This window comes from Maritimimonas sp. 2205BS37-2, assembly GCF_056591755.1.
Window position 1 is genome coordinate 681,590 of the sequence record NZ_JBWQOI010000001.1, and the last position, 16,182, is coordinate 697,771.

Sequence of the window (16,182 nt, forward strand, 5' to 3'; positions counted from 1 at the left end):
TAACCTCTAATGGAGTATTTAGATTTTGAAAAGCCTATTCAAGAGTTAGAAGAACAACTCGAAAAGTGCTTATTGATTGGTAAAGAAAGTGATATTGATGTTTCTGAAACTTGCCAACAAATAGAAAAAAAATTAGAAAAAGCTAAAAAAGATATTTATAAAAACCTAACGCCATGGCAACGAGTACAGTTGTCTCGCCATCCTAATAGACCATATACTTTAGATTATATAAATGCACTTACTAAAGGTACATTTATGGAACTTCACGGTGATCGTACGGTAAAAGATGATAAAGCAATGATTGGCGGTTTAGGTAAGATTGGTGACCAGTCATTTATGTTTATAGGCCAACAAAAAGGCTATAATACTAAAACACGTCAATACCGTAACTTTGGTATGGCAAATCCAGAAGGCTATCGTAAAGCATTACGTTTAATGAAAATGGCCGAAAAATTTGGCGTACCGGTGATTACATTAATCGATACTCCTGGGGCTTATCCAGGGCTGGAAGCTGAAGAGCGCGGGCAAGGCGAAGCGATTGCCAGAAACATCTTTGAAATGACCAAACTTAAAACACCTATTATTTCAATCATTATTGGCGAAGGTGCTTCTGGTGGTGCTGTTGGTATTGGTGTTGGAGATCGTGTTTTTATGATGGAAAACACTTGGTATACCGTAATCTCACCCGAATCTTGTTCGTCAATCTTATGGCGTAGTTGGGAATATAAAGAACAAGCCGCTGAAGCCTTAAAATTAACGGCTGCAGATATGAAAAAATTACAGTTAATCGATGGTATCATTAAAGAACCATTTGGTGGCGCACATAGCAATAGGGAAGAGGCATTTGAAATTGTTGAAAAGCAGATCATAAAATCTTTTAAAGAGCTAGAAAAACTTAAAGTGGAAGAGTTGATTAATCAGCGCATGGATAAATATGCCGATATGGGCGTATATAAAGCTTAACCATGTGAGAACGTAGTCACTGCACACGTTCTTTATTTTATAATTAACTTAATATCAATAATTATTAAAATTTAAACGTGTGAAAATACTTTCCACTGAGCAATTATATCAAGCTGATCAAGTTACTATAGAAAAGGGCCAAATGACTACGGCTGATCTTATGGAGCGTGCTGCCACGCTTTGTTTTCAGTGGATACATAACCGACTTCAAGGTAATAATATACCCATTAAAGTATTTTGTGGTACAGGTAATAATGGAGGTGATGGTTTAGTCATTGCACGTCATTTGAAGCAACATGGCTATAATGTATTCACGTATGTAGTTAATTGTAGCAACAAAAGAAGCAGTGATTTCTTAACAAATTATGAACGTTTAAAAGAAATTGGTGTTTGGCCAGAAATGATTACTTGTTCATCTGAACTTCCTGAAATCTCCGAAAATGATATGGTTATAGATGCCATTTTCGGATTAGGTCTTTCTAGACCACCTGAAGGTGTTATTAAAGAAACCATTCAGCATATCAATAAATCTAATGCCTATGTGCTTTCTGTTGATGTTCCTTCCGGAATGTATGCCAATAAAGCTATTGAGGATAAAGAAGCTGTTATAAGAGCTTATCATGTTTTAACATTTCAAACACCAAAACTGGCATTCTTATTACCTGAAAATAAAGAATACCTAGTATCATATAATGTTATTGATATTGGCCTAGATGCTGAATTTATTTACAACGTTGAAGCAAGTGCTTTTACTATTGATAAACAAGATGTTTTACCAATGTATAAACCTCGTGAGGAATTTTCTCATAAGGGCAACTATGGTCATGGATTAATTGTTGGAGGTAGTTATGGGAAAATAGGAGCAGTAGCTTTAGCAGCTCGAGCAGCGCTGAGTATTGGTAGTGGATTGGTAACAGCATATATTCCTAAATGCGGTTATCAAATAGTTCAAACGGCGCTTCCTGAGGTGATGGTTGAAACAAATGGTGAAGATTTAATCGAAAATATAAATTCCAAGGTTAAGGCGAGTGCTATAGGTATTGGCGTTGGACTCGGAACTTCAACGAAGACCTTAAACGGATTTAAAGAATTTTTGCAACATAATAAATTGCCCTTGGTTATGGATGCCGATGCGATCAATTTGCTCGCGAAAGATAAAGCGCTGTTAAATTTAATCCCTAAAGGATCTGTTCTAACTCCACATCCGAAAGAGTTTGAGCGTCTAGTTGGAAAATGGGAAAATGATTTTGACAAATTAGACAAGTTAAAACAACTTGCGAATAGCTTAGCATCTGTAGTGGTTTTAAAAGGAGCTAAAACAGCGATTGCATTTAACAACACTTTATTCTTTAATCAAACAGGAAATCCAGGAATGGCAACTGGAGGAACTGGTGATGTTTTAACCGGTGTAATTACAGGTTTATTGGCTCAGGGATATACTGAATTTGAAGCTTCTGTGTTTGGAGTATTCTTACACGGTTTATCTGCAGACGTTGCTATGAAAGACCTTACCTTTGAAACATTTACGGCATCAGATTGTATTGACTATCTACCTGATGCTTTTAAAGAGTTATTTAGAAGAGAACAGCCCGTTCAGCAGCAAGTAAATGAAAGTGAGCAACAGCGACAAGCTCAGGAAAATAAACAAAGCAAAAAATAAAAAAACGACTCCAAAAAGAGTCGTTTCGTATTTATATATTTAACTTATTTAAAAGTTGTTTTAAAGCTGGTTCTGATGGGCGAGGGGCATCATGACTCACAATATTTCCTTTTGGATCGATTAAGATAAACCTAGGTATACCTGTTATTCTATAATCTTGAACAAACTGAGAATTCCAGTCTTTATCTGCTAATACTTGCACCCCTTTTAAGCCTCGATCAGCCACTACTGTCTTCCATTTTTCTTTGTTTTCTTGGGTGTCAATAGATAATCCTACGAACGTAATATTCTTGCCTTCATATTCATGCTCTAGCTCCTTCAAAAAAGGTATTTCACGTTTACAAGGCCCACACCAAGTAGCCCAAACATCCACATAAACATATTTACCTTTTAGATCGTCTAGTGAAACATTCTTTCCATTAATATCTGGATATTTAAATTTTGGAGATGGGTTTCCTTTACCTAAAACAGTAAGCATTTCGTGTTGCTGCTCATAATTTTTATTCAAAAAATTAATCAATTGTTCGTTTGACCTTAATTCACGACTTAAAAACAGTGAGTCTAAATCTGTTGCATTATCTATTAAACCCTTCAAAGAAGCACCCAAAGTTGTTACCCTTTGGTCGAAGGCAGGTTTATCTAATTCAAAAAAGTTAGTGAAATCATTCAGGTTTTCTTGTTCTTCAAGACGAACTTTGCTAGCCATATAGTTATTAGTACCGGCCCCTAAACCAGAAAAAGAAAGGGAATTTTTGGCATTCTGAGCATCAAAACTTAATTCAAGATCATATGAATTCTTTAAGAACAAAAAAGTCTTAATATCTCCATGCGATAACATATAGAAGCCTTCTTCTAGTTTTGCAGTATCTTTAAACGAGCCGTTCTCATCTAATGTAAGTTCTTTTTGAAAACCTGGGCCGTTTAAAACAATATTATCAGATGTTCTATTACTTACAGTTCCAGAAAGGCTAACATAATCTTTAGTAGTTTGTGTTGACTTATTGCAAGCAATAAATAAAGTACCTGCCAATAACACTAAAAGTATTCTTTTCATTATCTGTTCAAATTGTATTTTAAGTTTCAAAAGTATTGAATTATAGTTTTAAATACTTCTAAAGTCATACAATTTAACAGTTCCTTACAATTCAAGTAGGTAAATTATTCCTTTAGAGAATCGAATAACTTTGTTAACAGCTTATTTTGTGATGGTCTTGGTGCATAAGCATCTACAATAGTACCTTCTTTATCTATTAAGATGGCCCTCGGTATTTTGATTACGTTATACGATTTTACAAATTCAGATTGCCAATCGCTATCAGCAATTAAGTGAATACCATTTAGTTTTTGTTTGTTGATATACGCTTTCCATTTACCTTTTTCTCTTTGATAGTCAATTGATAAATTGATAAATGTTATGGCATTACCGTATTCTTTAATCAATTCTTGCAAATGTGGAAATTCATCTTTGCTAGGTTGGCTCCAAGTAGTCCATAAGTTAATGTACACATATGTTCCTTTAAAATCACTTAGGCTTACTTGTTTGTCATTAGTGTTTTTTAATGAAAAATTAGGTGCAACTTTTCCGGTAGCAATGCTTGCTTTTTCAACATTGCGGGTTACTTCTTTGCTTAAGGTAAAGGAGAGGGTACCTAGTACTACAATTAATAATAGTAGATTCCTCATAATCAGTTAATTTTGGGATTTATTGTACTATTATTAACGTCTTTTTTTATAGATATTGTATCTATTCAAATAAATTAACGTAATTATTTGGTAGTTAGTAAACTAAATAGCTATATGTAAAGAAAAAGGATTGCTTTTAGTTGCAATTAGAACAAAATCTAGTTACAGACCTATTTAAAGGTCTACCTAAAGATTTAATTGGCGCATGACATTTTTCACAAAAACCATGTTGACCGTCATCAATTCGCGCTAACATCATTTTTAATGCTTTAAGTTTATGCTCAACAATTTGAATTCTACGATCTGCAGTAGGTTGATCAATAATTTGTTTACTAGAAACTCTTCTAAAAGTATGATTCTTATATTCGGCAATAGAATTATATGTGCTTGTTATTTCTTTTACTATACGCTCTTGCAATGAGGTAACGTGATCTCTACTCATGATCATAGTATTTGGGTTGTCTAATATAATAAAATTATACTTTACTGACTATCAAGCAATAAAGTATAATGGCCATGTATACATACCCATTTATCATTTTCTTTCACGAATATTCTGGTAGACTTTCCCTTGGTAGCAAATGGTTTACCATTTGTGGTACCAGAATCTGACCAATAATAGGTGATAAATGCTGTATTTCCGTTAATAGTAACGTTAGGTGAGTGCATTTCAGTATGAATGGGCGTCGAGCTTTCTACCCATTCTCTAATTCCTTTTACTTCTGCATTTTTGCCAGAACGCAAAACAGAATCATATTCACCGAACTGCGTAAAATCATCATGAATATAAGATGCATACCGCTCTATATCACCTTTTTCAATGGCATCCCACATGTCAATCAATGTAGATTTAATAGCTTGTTTTTCTATTGTATCAGTCACTTCTTTTTCATGATTTTCCTTTGCACAACTAAATAGTAGGATGAAACCAAAAATAATTAAGCCTTTTTTTTTCATTATCATTATTGTTTGCAAATACGCACTATAGATAAATTAATAATCATATAAAAAAACCCTCCGTAAGGAGGGCAATTTAACTTAATCTTTTTCTTCGGTCGCTTTTTTAGCTTTTTTGATCTTAATGACCAATTCATCTTTTTCTTCATTGAGGTCCATGTAGATACTGTCATTCTCTTTTAATTTAGAGCTTACAATTTCTTCTGCTAAGGCATCTTCAATGTATTTCTGTATAGCACGCTTTAATGGTCTCGCGCCGTATTGCTTATCAAAGCCTTTCTCAGCGATATAATCTTTCGCCTTACCGCTTAAGATAAGCTTATATCCAAGTCCATCAATACGCTCTAATAACTTCTCTAATTCAATATCAATGATCTTAAAGATATCTTCTTTCTCTAATGGATTAAAGACAATTACATCATCAATTCTATTCAAAAACTCAGGAGCAAAGCTTTTCTTTAATGCATTTTCTATAACGCTCTTTGCATTAGCATCAGCCTGTTGCTTTTTAGAACTAGTACCAAAACCAACACCAGTACCAAAATCTTTTAATTGACGTGCGCCAATATTAGAAGTCATTATAATAATGGTATGTCTAAAATCAATTTTTCTTCCTAAGCTATCTGTGATATATCCATCATCTAATATTTGTAATAACATATTAAATACGTCTGGATGCGCTTTTTCGATCTCGTCAAGTAAGACTACTGAATAAGGCTTACGACGTACTTTCTCGGTTAACTGTCCACCTTCTTCATAACCAACATACCCTGGAGGTGCGCCAATTAATCTTGAAATGGCAAATTTCTCCATGTATTCGCTCATATCAATTCTAATTAATGCTTCATCAGAATCAAATAGCTCACGAGCCAATACTTTTGCTAATTGAGTTTTACCAACTCCCGTTTGCCCTAAGAAGATAAAAGAACCAATAGGTTTATTTGGGTCTTTCAGTCCAACACGATTACGCTGAATGGCTTTTACAACCTTTGTTACCGCTTCATCTTGCCCAATTACTTTCCCTTTAATCAGCTTGTGCAGATCAGCCAGGCGCGCACTTTCCGCTTCAGCTACTCTATTTACTGGTATACCAGTCATCATAGAAACTACTTCGGCTACATTGTCTTCAGTAACAGTTTCTTTATGAAGCTTTGATTGTGCTTCCCAAGCTTGTTGAGCAGCGGCTAACTCTTTCTCAATGCGTTTTTCATCATCTCTTAAGCGTGCAGCTTCTTCGTATTTCTGACTTTTTACAACGCTGTTTTTCAAGTCTCTAACTTCTTCGAGTTGTTTTTCTAATTCAAGCACCTGTTTTGGTACTACTATATTAGTAATATGTATTCTTGAACCAGCTTCATCTAAGGCATCAATCGCTTTATCTGGTAAAAAACGATCTGTCATATAGCGATTTGTTAATTTTACACAGGCCTCTATAGCTTCTTCGGTAAAAGTAACATTATGATGATCTTCATATTTATCTTTAATATTATTTAAGATCTGAATCGTTTCTTCAACAGATGTAGGTTCTACCATTACCTTTTGGAATCGACGCTCTAATGCGCCATCTTTCTCGATGTTCTGGCGAAATTCATCTAGGGTAGTGGCGCCAATACATTGAATTTCACCTCTAGCCAATGCAGGTTTAAACATATTTGATGCATCTAAAGAACCTGTAGCTCCTCCTGCACCTACAATTGTGTGAATTTCGTCAATAAAAAGAATGATATCGTCATTCTTTTCTAATTCATTCATTAGCGCTTTCATGCGTTCTTCAAACTGTCCGCGATACTTGGTTCCAGCTACAAGGCTGGCAAGGTCTAATGAAACGATACGTTTATTGAATAGTATTCTTGATACTTTACGTTGAATAATTCGTAGTGCCAATCCTTCTGCAATGGCTGATTTACCAACACCTGGCTCACCAATTAAAATCGGATTATTCTTTTTACGTCTACTCAATATTTGAGAGATACGTTCAATTTCTTTTTGTCTTCCAACAACAGGGTCTAACTTACCTTCTTCAGCCAAAGCTGTTAAATCGCGCCCAAAATTGTCTAAAACAGGCGTTTTAGATTTTTTTGTTGATTTACTTTTTTGTCCGCTGTCACCACTTCCCTCAAATGGATTTTGTCTTGGAGATTCGAAATCATCATCATTTTCAGCTTCGGCACTTGGAGTTATTGAAATATCTTCCTCTAAGAACAATTGGCTAAAAATATTTTTCACTTCGTCATAATCGATATCAAACTTATTAAGCAGTTTTGTCGTAGGGTCATTTTCATTACGCAGTACGCATAATAATAAATGTGCTGTACTTACAGCTTTGCTTTTGTATAATTTAGCTTCTAAAAAAGTGGTTTTAAGGGCTTTCTCGGCTTGTTTGGTAAGGTGAAGACTCTTTTTATCATTACCTCCAACAGCGTCTGGGTTTGCAGGGCTCAATCCTTCAATTTTCTTTCGCAACATATTAAGATCGATATCTAACGTTGTTAAAATATCGATTGCTTCTCCATTGGCCTTACGTAATAAACCCAGCATAAGGTGCTCAGTACCAATAAAATCATGGCCTAGACGAAGCGCCTCTTCTTTACTGTAAGCTATTACATCCTTTACTTTTGGTGAAAAATTATCGTCCATTTTTTACTATTTATTGTCGTAAATTTAGTAGAATTTTTAAATAAACATTACAAAAGTTATGCCCAACTATTAACAATGACGTTATGGCATGTAAAACTAAGTAATCATAAGGCTTTATTGTTAATAAAAACTGTTAATAAATCAACTCTTTTATGTACTTAAAAATTTGCATTTGTTGTATATTGCTCCGATTATAAAAACGAGTAAAACTAAAAGAAAATTATATGGCAGAAGGTGAAAAGTTAATTCCTATTACCATAGAAGATGAAATGAAGTCATCGTACATTGATTATTCAATGTCTGTGATTGTATCAAGAGCACTACCTGATGTGAGAGATGGATTAAAACCTGTTCACAGACGTGTTTTATATGGTATGCACGAATTAGGAATACGCGCTACAGGAGCACATAAGAAATCAGCAAGAGTTGTTGGAGAAGTTTTAGGTAAATATCACCCTCATGGAGATACATCAGTTTATGATGCTATGGTTCGTATGGCTCAAGATTGGAGTATGCGCTATGAAATGGTTGATGGACAAGGAAACTTTGGTTCTCCAGACGGCGATAGTCCGGCAGCAATGCGTTATACAGAGGTGCGTATGCGTAAGATTTCTGAGGAAATGTTAGCTGATATCGATAAAGATACTGTAGATCACCGCTTAAATTTTGACGATACTTTACAAGAACCAACGGTTTTACCAACCAGAATACCAAGTTTACTTGTAAATGGCGCTTCTGGTATTGCAGTTGGTATGGCTACAAATATGGCCCCTCACAACCTTTCTGAAGTAGTTGATGGTACAATCGCATATATTGATAATAATGATATAGAAATTGATGAGTTAATGCAATTTGTCAAAGCTCCGGATTTTCCAACTGGAGGAATCATCTACGGTTATGAAGGCGTAAAAGATGCTTTTCATACCGGTCGTGGGCGTATTGTAATGCGTTCTAAAGCCAATATAGAAGAAGTAAATGGTAGAGAATGTATCGTAGTTACGGAATTGCCATATCAAGTTAATGGTGCTGATCTTTTAAAGAAGACTGCCGACCTTGTAAATGATAAAAGAATAGAAGGCATTGCTTCTTTACGTGATGAAACAAGTAGAAAAGGTAGAAGGTTGGTATATGTATTAAAAAGAGATGCCATTCCAAATATTGTACTGAACAAACTATATAAATACACTGCACTTCAAACATCGTTTAGTGTTAATAATATTGCTTTAGTTAATGGGCGACCTGAACTATTAAATTTAAAAGATTTAATTAAGCATTTTGTTAATCACCGTCATGAAGTTGTTGTTCGAAGAACTAAGTATGAACTTGAGAAAGCAGAGGCCAGAGCTCATATATTAGAAGGTTTAATCATTGCATCAGATAATATTGATGAAGTGATTAAATTAATTCGTGCTTCTGCAAATGCTGATGAGGCTCGCGAGTCTTTAATGAAGCGTTTTGAACTTTCAGAGATCCAGGCCAAAGCAATTGTTGAAATGAGATTGCGTCAGCTTACTGGTTTAGAGCAAGATAAGCTAAGAGCAGAATATGAAGAGATCAAGAAATTAATTGAAGATTTAAAAGATATTTTGGCTAATGAGCCTCGAAGAATGTCTATCATTAAAGAAGAATTATTAGAGGTACAAGAGAAATATGGAGACGAACGTAGATCGGTAATTGAGTACGCAGGAGGCGATGTGAGCATAGAGGACATGATACCAGATTCTAAAGTAGTGGTAACTATTTCTCATGCAGGATATGTAAAACGTACAGATCTTTCTGAATATAAACGCCAAAATAGAGGAGGGCGCGGTCAAAAAGGTGTTGCAACTCGTAACGAAGATTTCTTAGAACACTTATTTGTAGCCACAAATCATCAATATATGCTCTTCTTCACTCAGAAAGGAAAAGTATTTTGGATGCGGGTTTATGAAATACCCGAAGGAAATAAAACTTCTAAAGGTAGAGCCATTCAAAACCTGATTAATATCGAGCAAGATGATAAGGTAAAAGCATTTATTTGTACACAAGATCTAAAAGATTCAGAATATGTAAATAGTAATTATGTATTAATGGTTACTAAGAAAGGACAAACTAAAAAAACATCTTTAGAACAGTATTCTAGACCAAGAACAAATGGTATTAATGCAATTACCATTAAAGATGGAGATGAATTGTTAGAAGCTAAATTAACAGATGGTAATAGTCAGATCATGATCGCTGTAAAATCTGGTAAAGCCATACGTTTTGAAGAAGCAAAAACACGCCCAATGGGACGAAATGCTTCGGGTGTGCGTGGTATAACTTTAGCTAATGATACTGATGAAGTTGTGGGTATGGTTTCTGTAAATGATATGGAAAGTAATATCTTGGTAGTTTCAGAAAATGGATATGGAAAAAGATCATCATTAGAAGATTATAGAATCACCAATAGAGGTGGAAAAGGTGTTAAAACAATTAACGTTACCGAAAAAACTGGTAACTTAGTAGCTGTTAAGAATGTAACAGACGAAGATGATTTAATGATCATTAATAAGTCTGGGATTACAATTCGTATGGCAATTGCTGATTTACGTGTTATGGGACGTGCTACCCAAGGTGTGAAACTCATCAATATTAAAGGGAACGATTCTATAGCTGCTGTAGCCAAAGTAATGCATGAAGAAGAGGAAGAAGAAACCGACGAATTAGCAAATGGCACGGAAATTGACAATAATGAAACGAACAGTTCAACAAACAATCAAGAATAATTAATTAAAATCGAAATGAGAAAAATAGGTTTAATGTTATTAGCAGTTACCATTAGTATGGCTGCTTATGCGCAAAAAGATCAATTAAAAGCTGCTGAGAAAGCATTGAAAAATGGTGATGCGGCAACTGCGAAATCTGCTATAACCGAAGCAGAAGGAGCATTAGAAGATAAGTACAAAGCAAAATTTTATTTTTTGAAAGCTAAAACGTATTATGATTTAGCTAAAAAGAATGCCGATGCAGCATCTTACGATATGGCAGCAAAGGCTTTTCAAAATTTAATTGCTTTTGAAAAAGAATCAGGAAAATCTAAATATACTGGTGAGGCTGAGCCAATGTTAAATGCGTTGATTTCAGATGTTTCTAATAAAGGTATTAAAGAATATCAAACTAAAGATTATGCAAATGCTAAAAACTCATTGTATCAAACATATACGTTAAGTAAAAAGGATACTGCGTTTTTGGAATATGCTGCAAATGCTGCCTATTTAGATAAAGATTTTGATGTGGCCTTAGAGTATTTTAACAATTTAAAAGATTTAGGCTATACTGGTATTACAACGCAATACACAGCTGTGAATGTTGAAACCGGAGAGCGTGAAAACATGGGGTCTAAATCTCAAATGGATTTAATGGTAAAAGCCAATCAGTATAAAGACCCAAAAACAGAAGTATCAGAATCAAAGAAAGCTTCAGTAATTAAGAATATTGCATTTATTTTAGTTGAGAAAGGCGACAATGAAAAGGCTGTTGCAGCTATGGATGAGGCCAGAAAGGCAGACCCAAAAGACATCAATCTTATTTTAAATCAAGCTAACCTTTTCTTGAAATTAGGTAAGAAAGATGAATTCAAAGGCTTAATGGAAGAAGCTATTGCAACAGACCCTAACAATCCTAGTTTACACTTTAACGTTGGTGTTATTAACCAAGAGCAAGGTAAAATAGAAGAAGCTAAGGCTAATTATAATAAAGCAATTGAGCTTGACCCAAATTATTCTGATGCTTATTTGAATTTAGGATCTGCACTTTTAGAAGATGATAAGAAGTTAGTAGAGGAGATGAATAATAACTTAAGTAACTTCAAAAAATATGATGAGATCAAAGCGAAGCAAGCGAAGTTATATAAAGAAGTAATTCCTGTTTACGAAAAAGCTTTCAATATCAAAAAAGAGAAAGATGGTAAAGCTGATGCTAGTATTGCGAGAACGTTGATGAGCCTATATGAGAATGTGGGAATGGATGATAAGTTTAAAGAAATGAAAGCAATTTGGGATGCTTCAAAAGAATAAATTTAAGTAAATCTTAAACTAAAAACTCGCTGTTAACACAGCGAGTTTTTTTTTAGAATATTTTTTTAATTACCCTTAGCTTGTGGGTATGTCTTTTTAATTCTTCATTAAAGATACCGCTTTGATCTAACCTGTCAATACGTACTTTACCACTGGCATGTATAATATAATTGTTCGCCATAATAATTCCTACGTGAATAATTTCGCCATCTTTATTGTCAAAAAAGGCGAGGTCACCGGGTTCAGACTCTTCTATAAAACTTAATACTTCACCTTGAGAAGCTTGCTGTGAAGCGTCTCGTAATAACTTATAACCATTAAGTTTATAAACCATTTGTGTAAAACCAGAACAATCGATACCAAAGGGTGTCTTGCCTCCCCATAGATAAGGAGCATTTAAATACATAAATGCAGTTTTTATTAGATGCTCTTTGTTATACTGTTTTGAAGTATACTTTCCTTCAAAAGAGAATTGAGTAGTTTCAAAATCTACATTCCCTTTATTTAAAAAAGGCAAGGAAGCGCCTAGAGGAATGGGCAATAATTCATTTTTAGCATTACTAATGGCCTCTACTAACTCTGTTGTAATGTGAACCTCAGATTTATCTAACTTTTTGTAAAAATCCTTTGATATAATGGCAAATTGTTTTTCATCAATCCAGCCTTCATAATTATCAAAAGCAAGACGGATTTTTCGCCACTGTTTAGATTTTTCTAAAATTTTAAAATGATCTCCAAATAAAACCTGAGAGACCATCTCACTTTTATCATTAGGTTCAATCCGTAATGGAACAATACTTAAATTACAGAGTCCGTAATTCATCTAAGATTAATTTCTTTCAATTACAACGGCACTAGCTCCGCCACCACCATTACAAATTGCTGCAGCACCCAATTTAGCATTATTTTGTTCAAGAACACTTACCAAAGTAATTAAGATTCTCACACCAGAACATCCGAGTGGATGACCCAATGAAACAGCACCTCCATTAACATTTACGTTATCGTCTGATAATCCTAAAATTTTCATGTTTGCCAATCCAACTACCGAAAAAGCTTCATTAAATTCAAAGAAATCTATTTCGTCTTGAGTAACACCTGCTTTTGCCAATGCCTTTGGTAATGCTTTTGCAGGAGCTGTAGTAAACCATTTAGGCTCATGAGCTGCATCTGCATATCCTTTGATTTTTGCGAGTGGCTTTAACCCTAATTCTGCCGCTTTATCTGCAGCCATTAGTACCATTGCGCCGGCACCATCATTAATGGTTGATGCATTTGCTGCGGTAACGGTCCCTTCCTTGGTAAATGCCGGACGAAGCGCCGGAATTTTTTCCATTTTTACATTTTTGTACTCTTCATCTTCAGCAACTACAAGTGGCTCTCCACGTCTTTGAGGAACTTCAACGGGAACGACCTCGTTCTCAAATTTCCCTTCCGACCAAGCCTTTGCTGAACGTTTATAAGATTGAATTGCAAAAGCGTCTTGATCTTCACGTGAAAATTCATATTCATTGGCACAAGCATCAGCACAAACACCCATAGCATTTTGATCATATACATCAACTAACCCGTCTTTTTGCATACCATCTTCCATTTTTACAGGTCCAAATTTAGAGGCAGTTCTGGCATGGTAATAATGAGGTATTAAGCTCATATTTTCCATTCCTCCTGCAACTACTATTTCTGCATCACCTAAAGCAATAGCTTGTGCACCTTGCATTACACTTTTCATACCCGATGCACATACTTTATTCACGGTAGTACAGGGTACTGTATCTGGAATTCCTGCATAAATGGCTGCTTGCCTCGCAGGAGCTTGTCCAGTTCCTGCTTGTACAACATTACCCATTAGAACTTCATCTACTAGCGCTGGGTTTAAGTTTATTTTATCTAACGCTCCTTTAATGGCAATTGCACCTAAGCGTGGAGCAGGAATGGTTGATAAAGCTCCTAGAAAGCTTCCTATAGGCGTTCTAGCCATCGAAACAATTACAACTTCCTTCATATTTATGTTTTCTTAAATTTAATCTGAATTTTATGTGGCGAATTTAATTAATTTTAAGCAATCTTATTTAATTGATAGCATTTATTGATTACTATTTTTTACATTTGAAAACTTACTTTTATTAAATGAAGAATTTCATCAATAGACTTTATCAAAATCATTCACTGATCTATAAAGTTTTTTTATTCATCATTACAACCGCTAGTATTGTATATATGTTCCCTAAAGGGGGGCACTTCGGACTGGATATTCAAAAGGGGAAACCTTGGCAGGCAGATAATTTATATGCGCCATTTGATTTTGCTATTCAAAAGACAGACGATGAATTAGAAAAAGAAAAAGAACAAATAGAGTTAAATAAGGAGTTGTTTTTTGCTTATAATCAGAATATAATAGCTAGAGTAAAAAATAATTTTAATCAAAAAGTACAAGCGAATTTGCCCGATTCCTTATTTAAAAATCAAAGTAGGAGAAGGGTGATGAATTTTGGTCAGCGGTTTCTTAATAAAGTTTATGAGAATGGCTACATAGAAAATGATGATCGAAACAATGCAGGCGATAAACAAATTATAACCTTAAGAAAAGGTAATGAAACACAGAAGTTTGTTTATGATAGGTTTGAACGCCAAGCAACAATTCAAGATGAAATAGACACCTACTTTAGTAGAACCAAATATTTACCTTTTAAAAATTCATTAACCACTATATTTTTAGAAGTACTAGAGCCAAATGTTTATTTCGATAATGAGCTCACTCAAAAAGTACTAGATGAAAGTTTAAATAGTATTTCTAAAACAAAAGGTTTAGTATCTGAAAATGAGCGAATCATCTCTAAGGGAGATGTCGTTGAAGGGAAAAAGTATGAGATATTAACTTCTTTGAAAAGCGAATATGAGTCTCAGCTTTGGAGTGAATCCAATTACAACTGGATCGTTTTCGGGTATATTATCTTGATTGCTTTAGCCTTGCTAATGTTATTACTTTTTATACAAAAATACCGACCAGAAATTTTTGAAAATAATACCAAGGTCACTTTTATTTTTTTCAATGTTTTACTCATGGTGTTTTTGGTGACTTTGGTAGTAAAATATCGCGTAGAGCTCTTATATGTAGTGCCGCTTATTATATTACCGATTATATTGAAAGCATTTTTTGATGCACGACTGGGTTTATTTACGCATGTTTTAACCGTTTTGTTATTAGGGTTTATAGTTCCTAATAGTTTCGAGTTTATTTTCTTACAAATTATTGCAGGTATTATTACAATTCTAACAGTTTCAGAATTGTATAGAAGAGCTAATCTTTTTATTTCCATAAGTCAGATAACCATTATTTATATGGTGGCTTATTTTGCATTTTCGATTATACAAGAAGGAAATGCTTCTCAGTTAAATTATGATTATTTTGGATGGTTTGCATTAAATGGGGTATTGTCCTTTTTATCGCTATTGTTTATTCTGATATACGAAAAACTGTTTAATCTGGTGTCAGATGTTTCTTTACTGGAATTATCAAATACAAATTCAAAACTTTTGCGCGAGCTTGCTGAAAAAGCACCGGGTACTTTTCAACATTCTATGCAGGTTGCCAATTTAGCAGAGGCAAGTGCTAATGAAATCGGGGCCAATGCAATGCTGGTTAGAACTGGAGCTTTATATCATGATATTGGTAAAATGGTAAATCCGATGTATTTTACAGAAAACCAAACTACGAATGTAAATCCGCATAACGAGTTAACTCCAAAAGACAGTGCTAAAATTATTATTGATCATGTGATTAAAGGCATTGAAGTTGCTAAAAAGAATGGTTTACCAGATAGAATTATCGACTTTATACGTACCCATCATGGTACATCGCAAGTATATTATTTTTATAAAAAACAAGAAGAATTTGCTCCAGAACAATTAGATAGTAAAGATTTTACATATCCTGGCCCAATTCCTTTCTCTAAAGAAACAGCAATATTAATGGTTTGTGATGCTGCCGAAGCCGCATCAAAAAGCTTAAAAGAACCCACCGCTCAGTTAATTGACAATCTCATTGAAAAAATTGTTGACTCTCAAATGAAAAATAATCAATTTATAAATGCAAATATTACTTTTAAAGAGATTGAAGCTATAAAAAAAGTAATAAAGAAGAAGTTGCTAAATATTTATCATTTAAGAATAGAATATCCCGAATAAAATTGCTTGAATTCCATTCAAAACTACCAGTAAATATTCATTTTGAGGTTTTCCGTA

General features: G+C 34.3%; 12 protein-coding genes. 5 read left to right on the plus strand and 7 right to left on the minus strand.

All coding sequences use genetic code 11. The features are described 5' to 3' along the window. Positions 1-9: 9 nt before the first annotated feature. Positions 10-963, plus strand: a complete 954-nt coding sequence (locus AC1EUU_RS03175; protein WP_480199927.1) for an acetyl-CoA carboxylase carboxyltransferase subunit alpha — start codon at positions 10-12, stop codon at positions 961-963. A 79-nt stretch (positions 964-1,042) separates the two neighbouring features. Next, complete coding sequence (locus tag AC1EUU_RS03180) at positions 1,043-2,623, plus strand: NAD(P)H-hydrate dehydratase (RefSeq protein WP_480199928.1); 1,581 nt, start codon at positions 1,043-1,045, stop codon at positions 2,621-2,623. A 31-nt stretch (positions 2,624-2,654) separates the two neighbouring features. Here AC1EUU_RS03180 and AC1EUU_RS03185 read toward each other — a convergent pair whose 3' ends face one another. The 5 genes from AC1EUU_RS03185 to AC1EUU_RS03205 form a co-directional block, all read right to left on the minus strand. Beyond that, positions 2,655-3,677: a redoxin family protein gene (locus AC1EUU_RS03185; protein WP_480199929.1), complete on the minus strand. Its 1,023-nt coding sequence runs from the start codon at positions 3,675-3,677 to the stop codon at positions 2,655-2,657. Between the two features lie 104 nt (positions 3,678-3,781). Continuing rightward, positions 3,782-4,306, minus strand: a complete 525-nt coding sequence (locus AC1EUU_RS03190; RefSeq protein ID WP_480199930.1) for a TlpA family protein disulfide reductase — start codon at positions 4,304-4,306, stop codon at positions 3,782-3,784. 136 nt (positions 4,307-4,442) lie between these two features. Beyond that, positions 4,443-4,748, minus strand: coding sequence for a hypothetical protein (locus AC1EUU_RS03195; protein ID WP_480199931.1), 306 nt, complete (start codon positions 4,746-4,748; stop codon positions 4,443-4,445). A 41-nt stretch (positions 4,749-4,789) separates the two neighbouring features. Then, positions 4,790-5,263 carry a YybH family protein gene (locus tag AC1EUU_RS03200; RefSeq protein WP_480199932.1) on the minus strand — a complete coding sequence of 158 codons (474 nt, stop codon included), beginning with the start codon at positions 5,261-5,263 and terminating at the stop codon, positions 4,790-4,792. Between the two features lie 81 nt (positions 5,264-5,344). Next, the gene (locus AC1EUU_RS03205) at positions 5,345-7,900 is read right to left on the minus strand and encodes an ATP-dependent Clp protease ATP-binding subunit (protein ID WP_480199933.1); all 2,556 of its coding nucleotides are present in this window, start codon (positions 7,898-7,900) and stop codon (positions 5,345-5,347) included. A gap of 224 nt (positions 7,901-8,124) precedes the next feature. On the opposite strand from AC1EUU_RS03205, the gene gyrA reads away from it, so the two are divergent. Together gyrA and AC1EUU_RS03215 are read left to right on the plus strand one after the other, a co-directional pair. After that, the gene (gyrA, locus tag AC1EUU_RS03210) at positions 8,125-10,647 is read left to right on the plus strand and encodes a DNA gyrase subunit A (protein WP_480199934.1); all 2,523 of its coding nucleotides are present in this window, start codon (positions 8,125-8,127) and stop codon (positions 10,645-10,647) included. Positions 10,648-10,662: 15 nt separating this feature from the next. Then, complete coding sequence (locus tag AC1EUU_RS03215) at positions 10,663-11,937, plus strand: tetratricopeptide repeat protein (protein WP_480199935.1); 1,275 nt, start codon at positions 10,663-10,665, stop codon at positions 11,935-11,937. A gap of 52 nt (positions 11,938-11,989) precedes the next feature. Here the strand turns inward: AC1EUU_RS03215 and AC1EUU_RS03220 are convergent, their stop codons facing one another. Together AC1EUU_RS03220 and AC1EUU_RS03225 are read right to left on the minus strand one after the other, a co-directional pair. Then, complete coding sequence (locus AC1EUU_RS03220) at positions 11,990-12,760, minus strand: C40 family peptidase (RefSeq protein WP_480199936.1); 771 nt, start codon at positions 12,758-12,760, stop codon at positions 11,990-11,992. 6 nt (positions 12,761-12,766) lie between these two features. Further along, on the minus strand, positions 12,767-13,942 hold the full coding sequence (locus AC1EUU_RS03225) for an acetyl-CoA C-acyltransferase (protein ID WP_480199937.1): 1,176 nt from the start codon (positions 13,940-13,942) through the stop codon (positions 12,767-12,769). 125 nt (positions 13,943-14,067) lie between these two features. Between AC1EUU_RS03225 and AC1EUU_RS03230 the strand changes: the two genes are divergently transcribed. Beyond that, the gene (locus AC1EUU_RS03230) at positions 14,068-16,125 is read left to right on the plus strand and encodes an HD family phosphohydrolase (protein WP_480199938.1); all 2,058 of its coding nucleotides are present in this window, start codon (positions 14,068-14,070) and stop codon (positions 16,123-16,125) included. The last annotated feature ends 57 nt before the right edge of the window (positions 16,126-16,182 follow it).

What these genes read in the sequence shown, in the direction of transcription:
- AC1EUU_RS03175 (WP_480199927.1), top strand. Translation starts at nt 10, where the DNA reads ATGGAGTATTTAGATTTTGAAAAGCCTATTCAAGAGTTAGAAGAACAA.
- AC1EUU_RS03185 (WP_480199929.1), bottom strand. Translation starts at nt 3,677, where the DNA reads ATGAAAAGAATACTTTTAGTGTTATTGGCAGGTACTTTATTTATTGCT.
- AC1EUU_RS03190 (WP_480199930.1), bottom strand. Translation starts at nt 4,306, where the DNA reads ATGAGGAATCTACTATTATTAATTGTAGTACTAGGTACCCTCTCCTTT.
- AC1EUU_RS03195 (WP_480199931.1), bottom strand. Translation starts at nt 4,748, where the DNA reads ATGAGTAGAGATCACGTTACCTCATTGCAAGAGCGTATAGTAAAAGAA.
- AC1EUU_RS03200 (WP_480199932.1), bottom strand. Translation starts at nt 5,263, where the DNA reads ATGAAAAAAAAAGGCTTAATTATTTTTGGTTTCATCCTACTATTTAGT.
- AC1EUU_RS03205 (WP_480199933.1), bottom strand. Translation starts at nt 7,900, where the DNA reads ATGGACGATAATTTTTCACCAAAAGTAAAGGATGTAATAGCTTACAGT.
- gyrA (WP_480199934.1), top strand. Translation starts at nt 8,125, where the DNA reads ATGGCAGAAGGTGAAAAGTTAATTCCTATTACCATAGAAGATGAAATG.
- AC1EUU_RS03215 (WP_480199935.1), top strand. Translation starts at nt 10,663, where the DNA reads ATGAGAAAAATAGGTTTAATGTTATTAGCAGTTACCATTAGTATGGCT.
- AC1EUU_RS03220 (WP_480199936.1), bottom strand. Translation starts at nt 12,760, where the DNA reads ATGAATTACGGACTCTGTAATTTAAGTATTGTTCCATTACGGATTGAA.
- AC1EUU_RS03225 (WP_480199937.1), bottom strand. Translation starts at nt 13,942, where the DNA reads ATGAAGGAAGTTGTAATTGTTTCGATGGCTAGAACGCCTATAGGAAGC.
- AC1EUU_RS03230 (WP_480199938.1), top strand. Translation starts at nt 14,068, where the DNA reads ATGAAGAATTTCATCAATAGACTTTATCAAAATCATTCACTGATCTAT.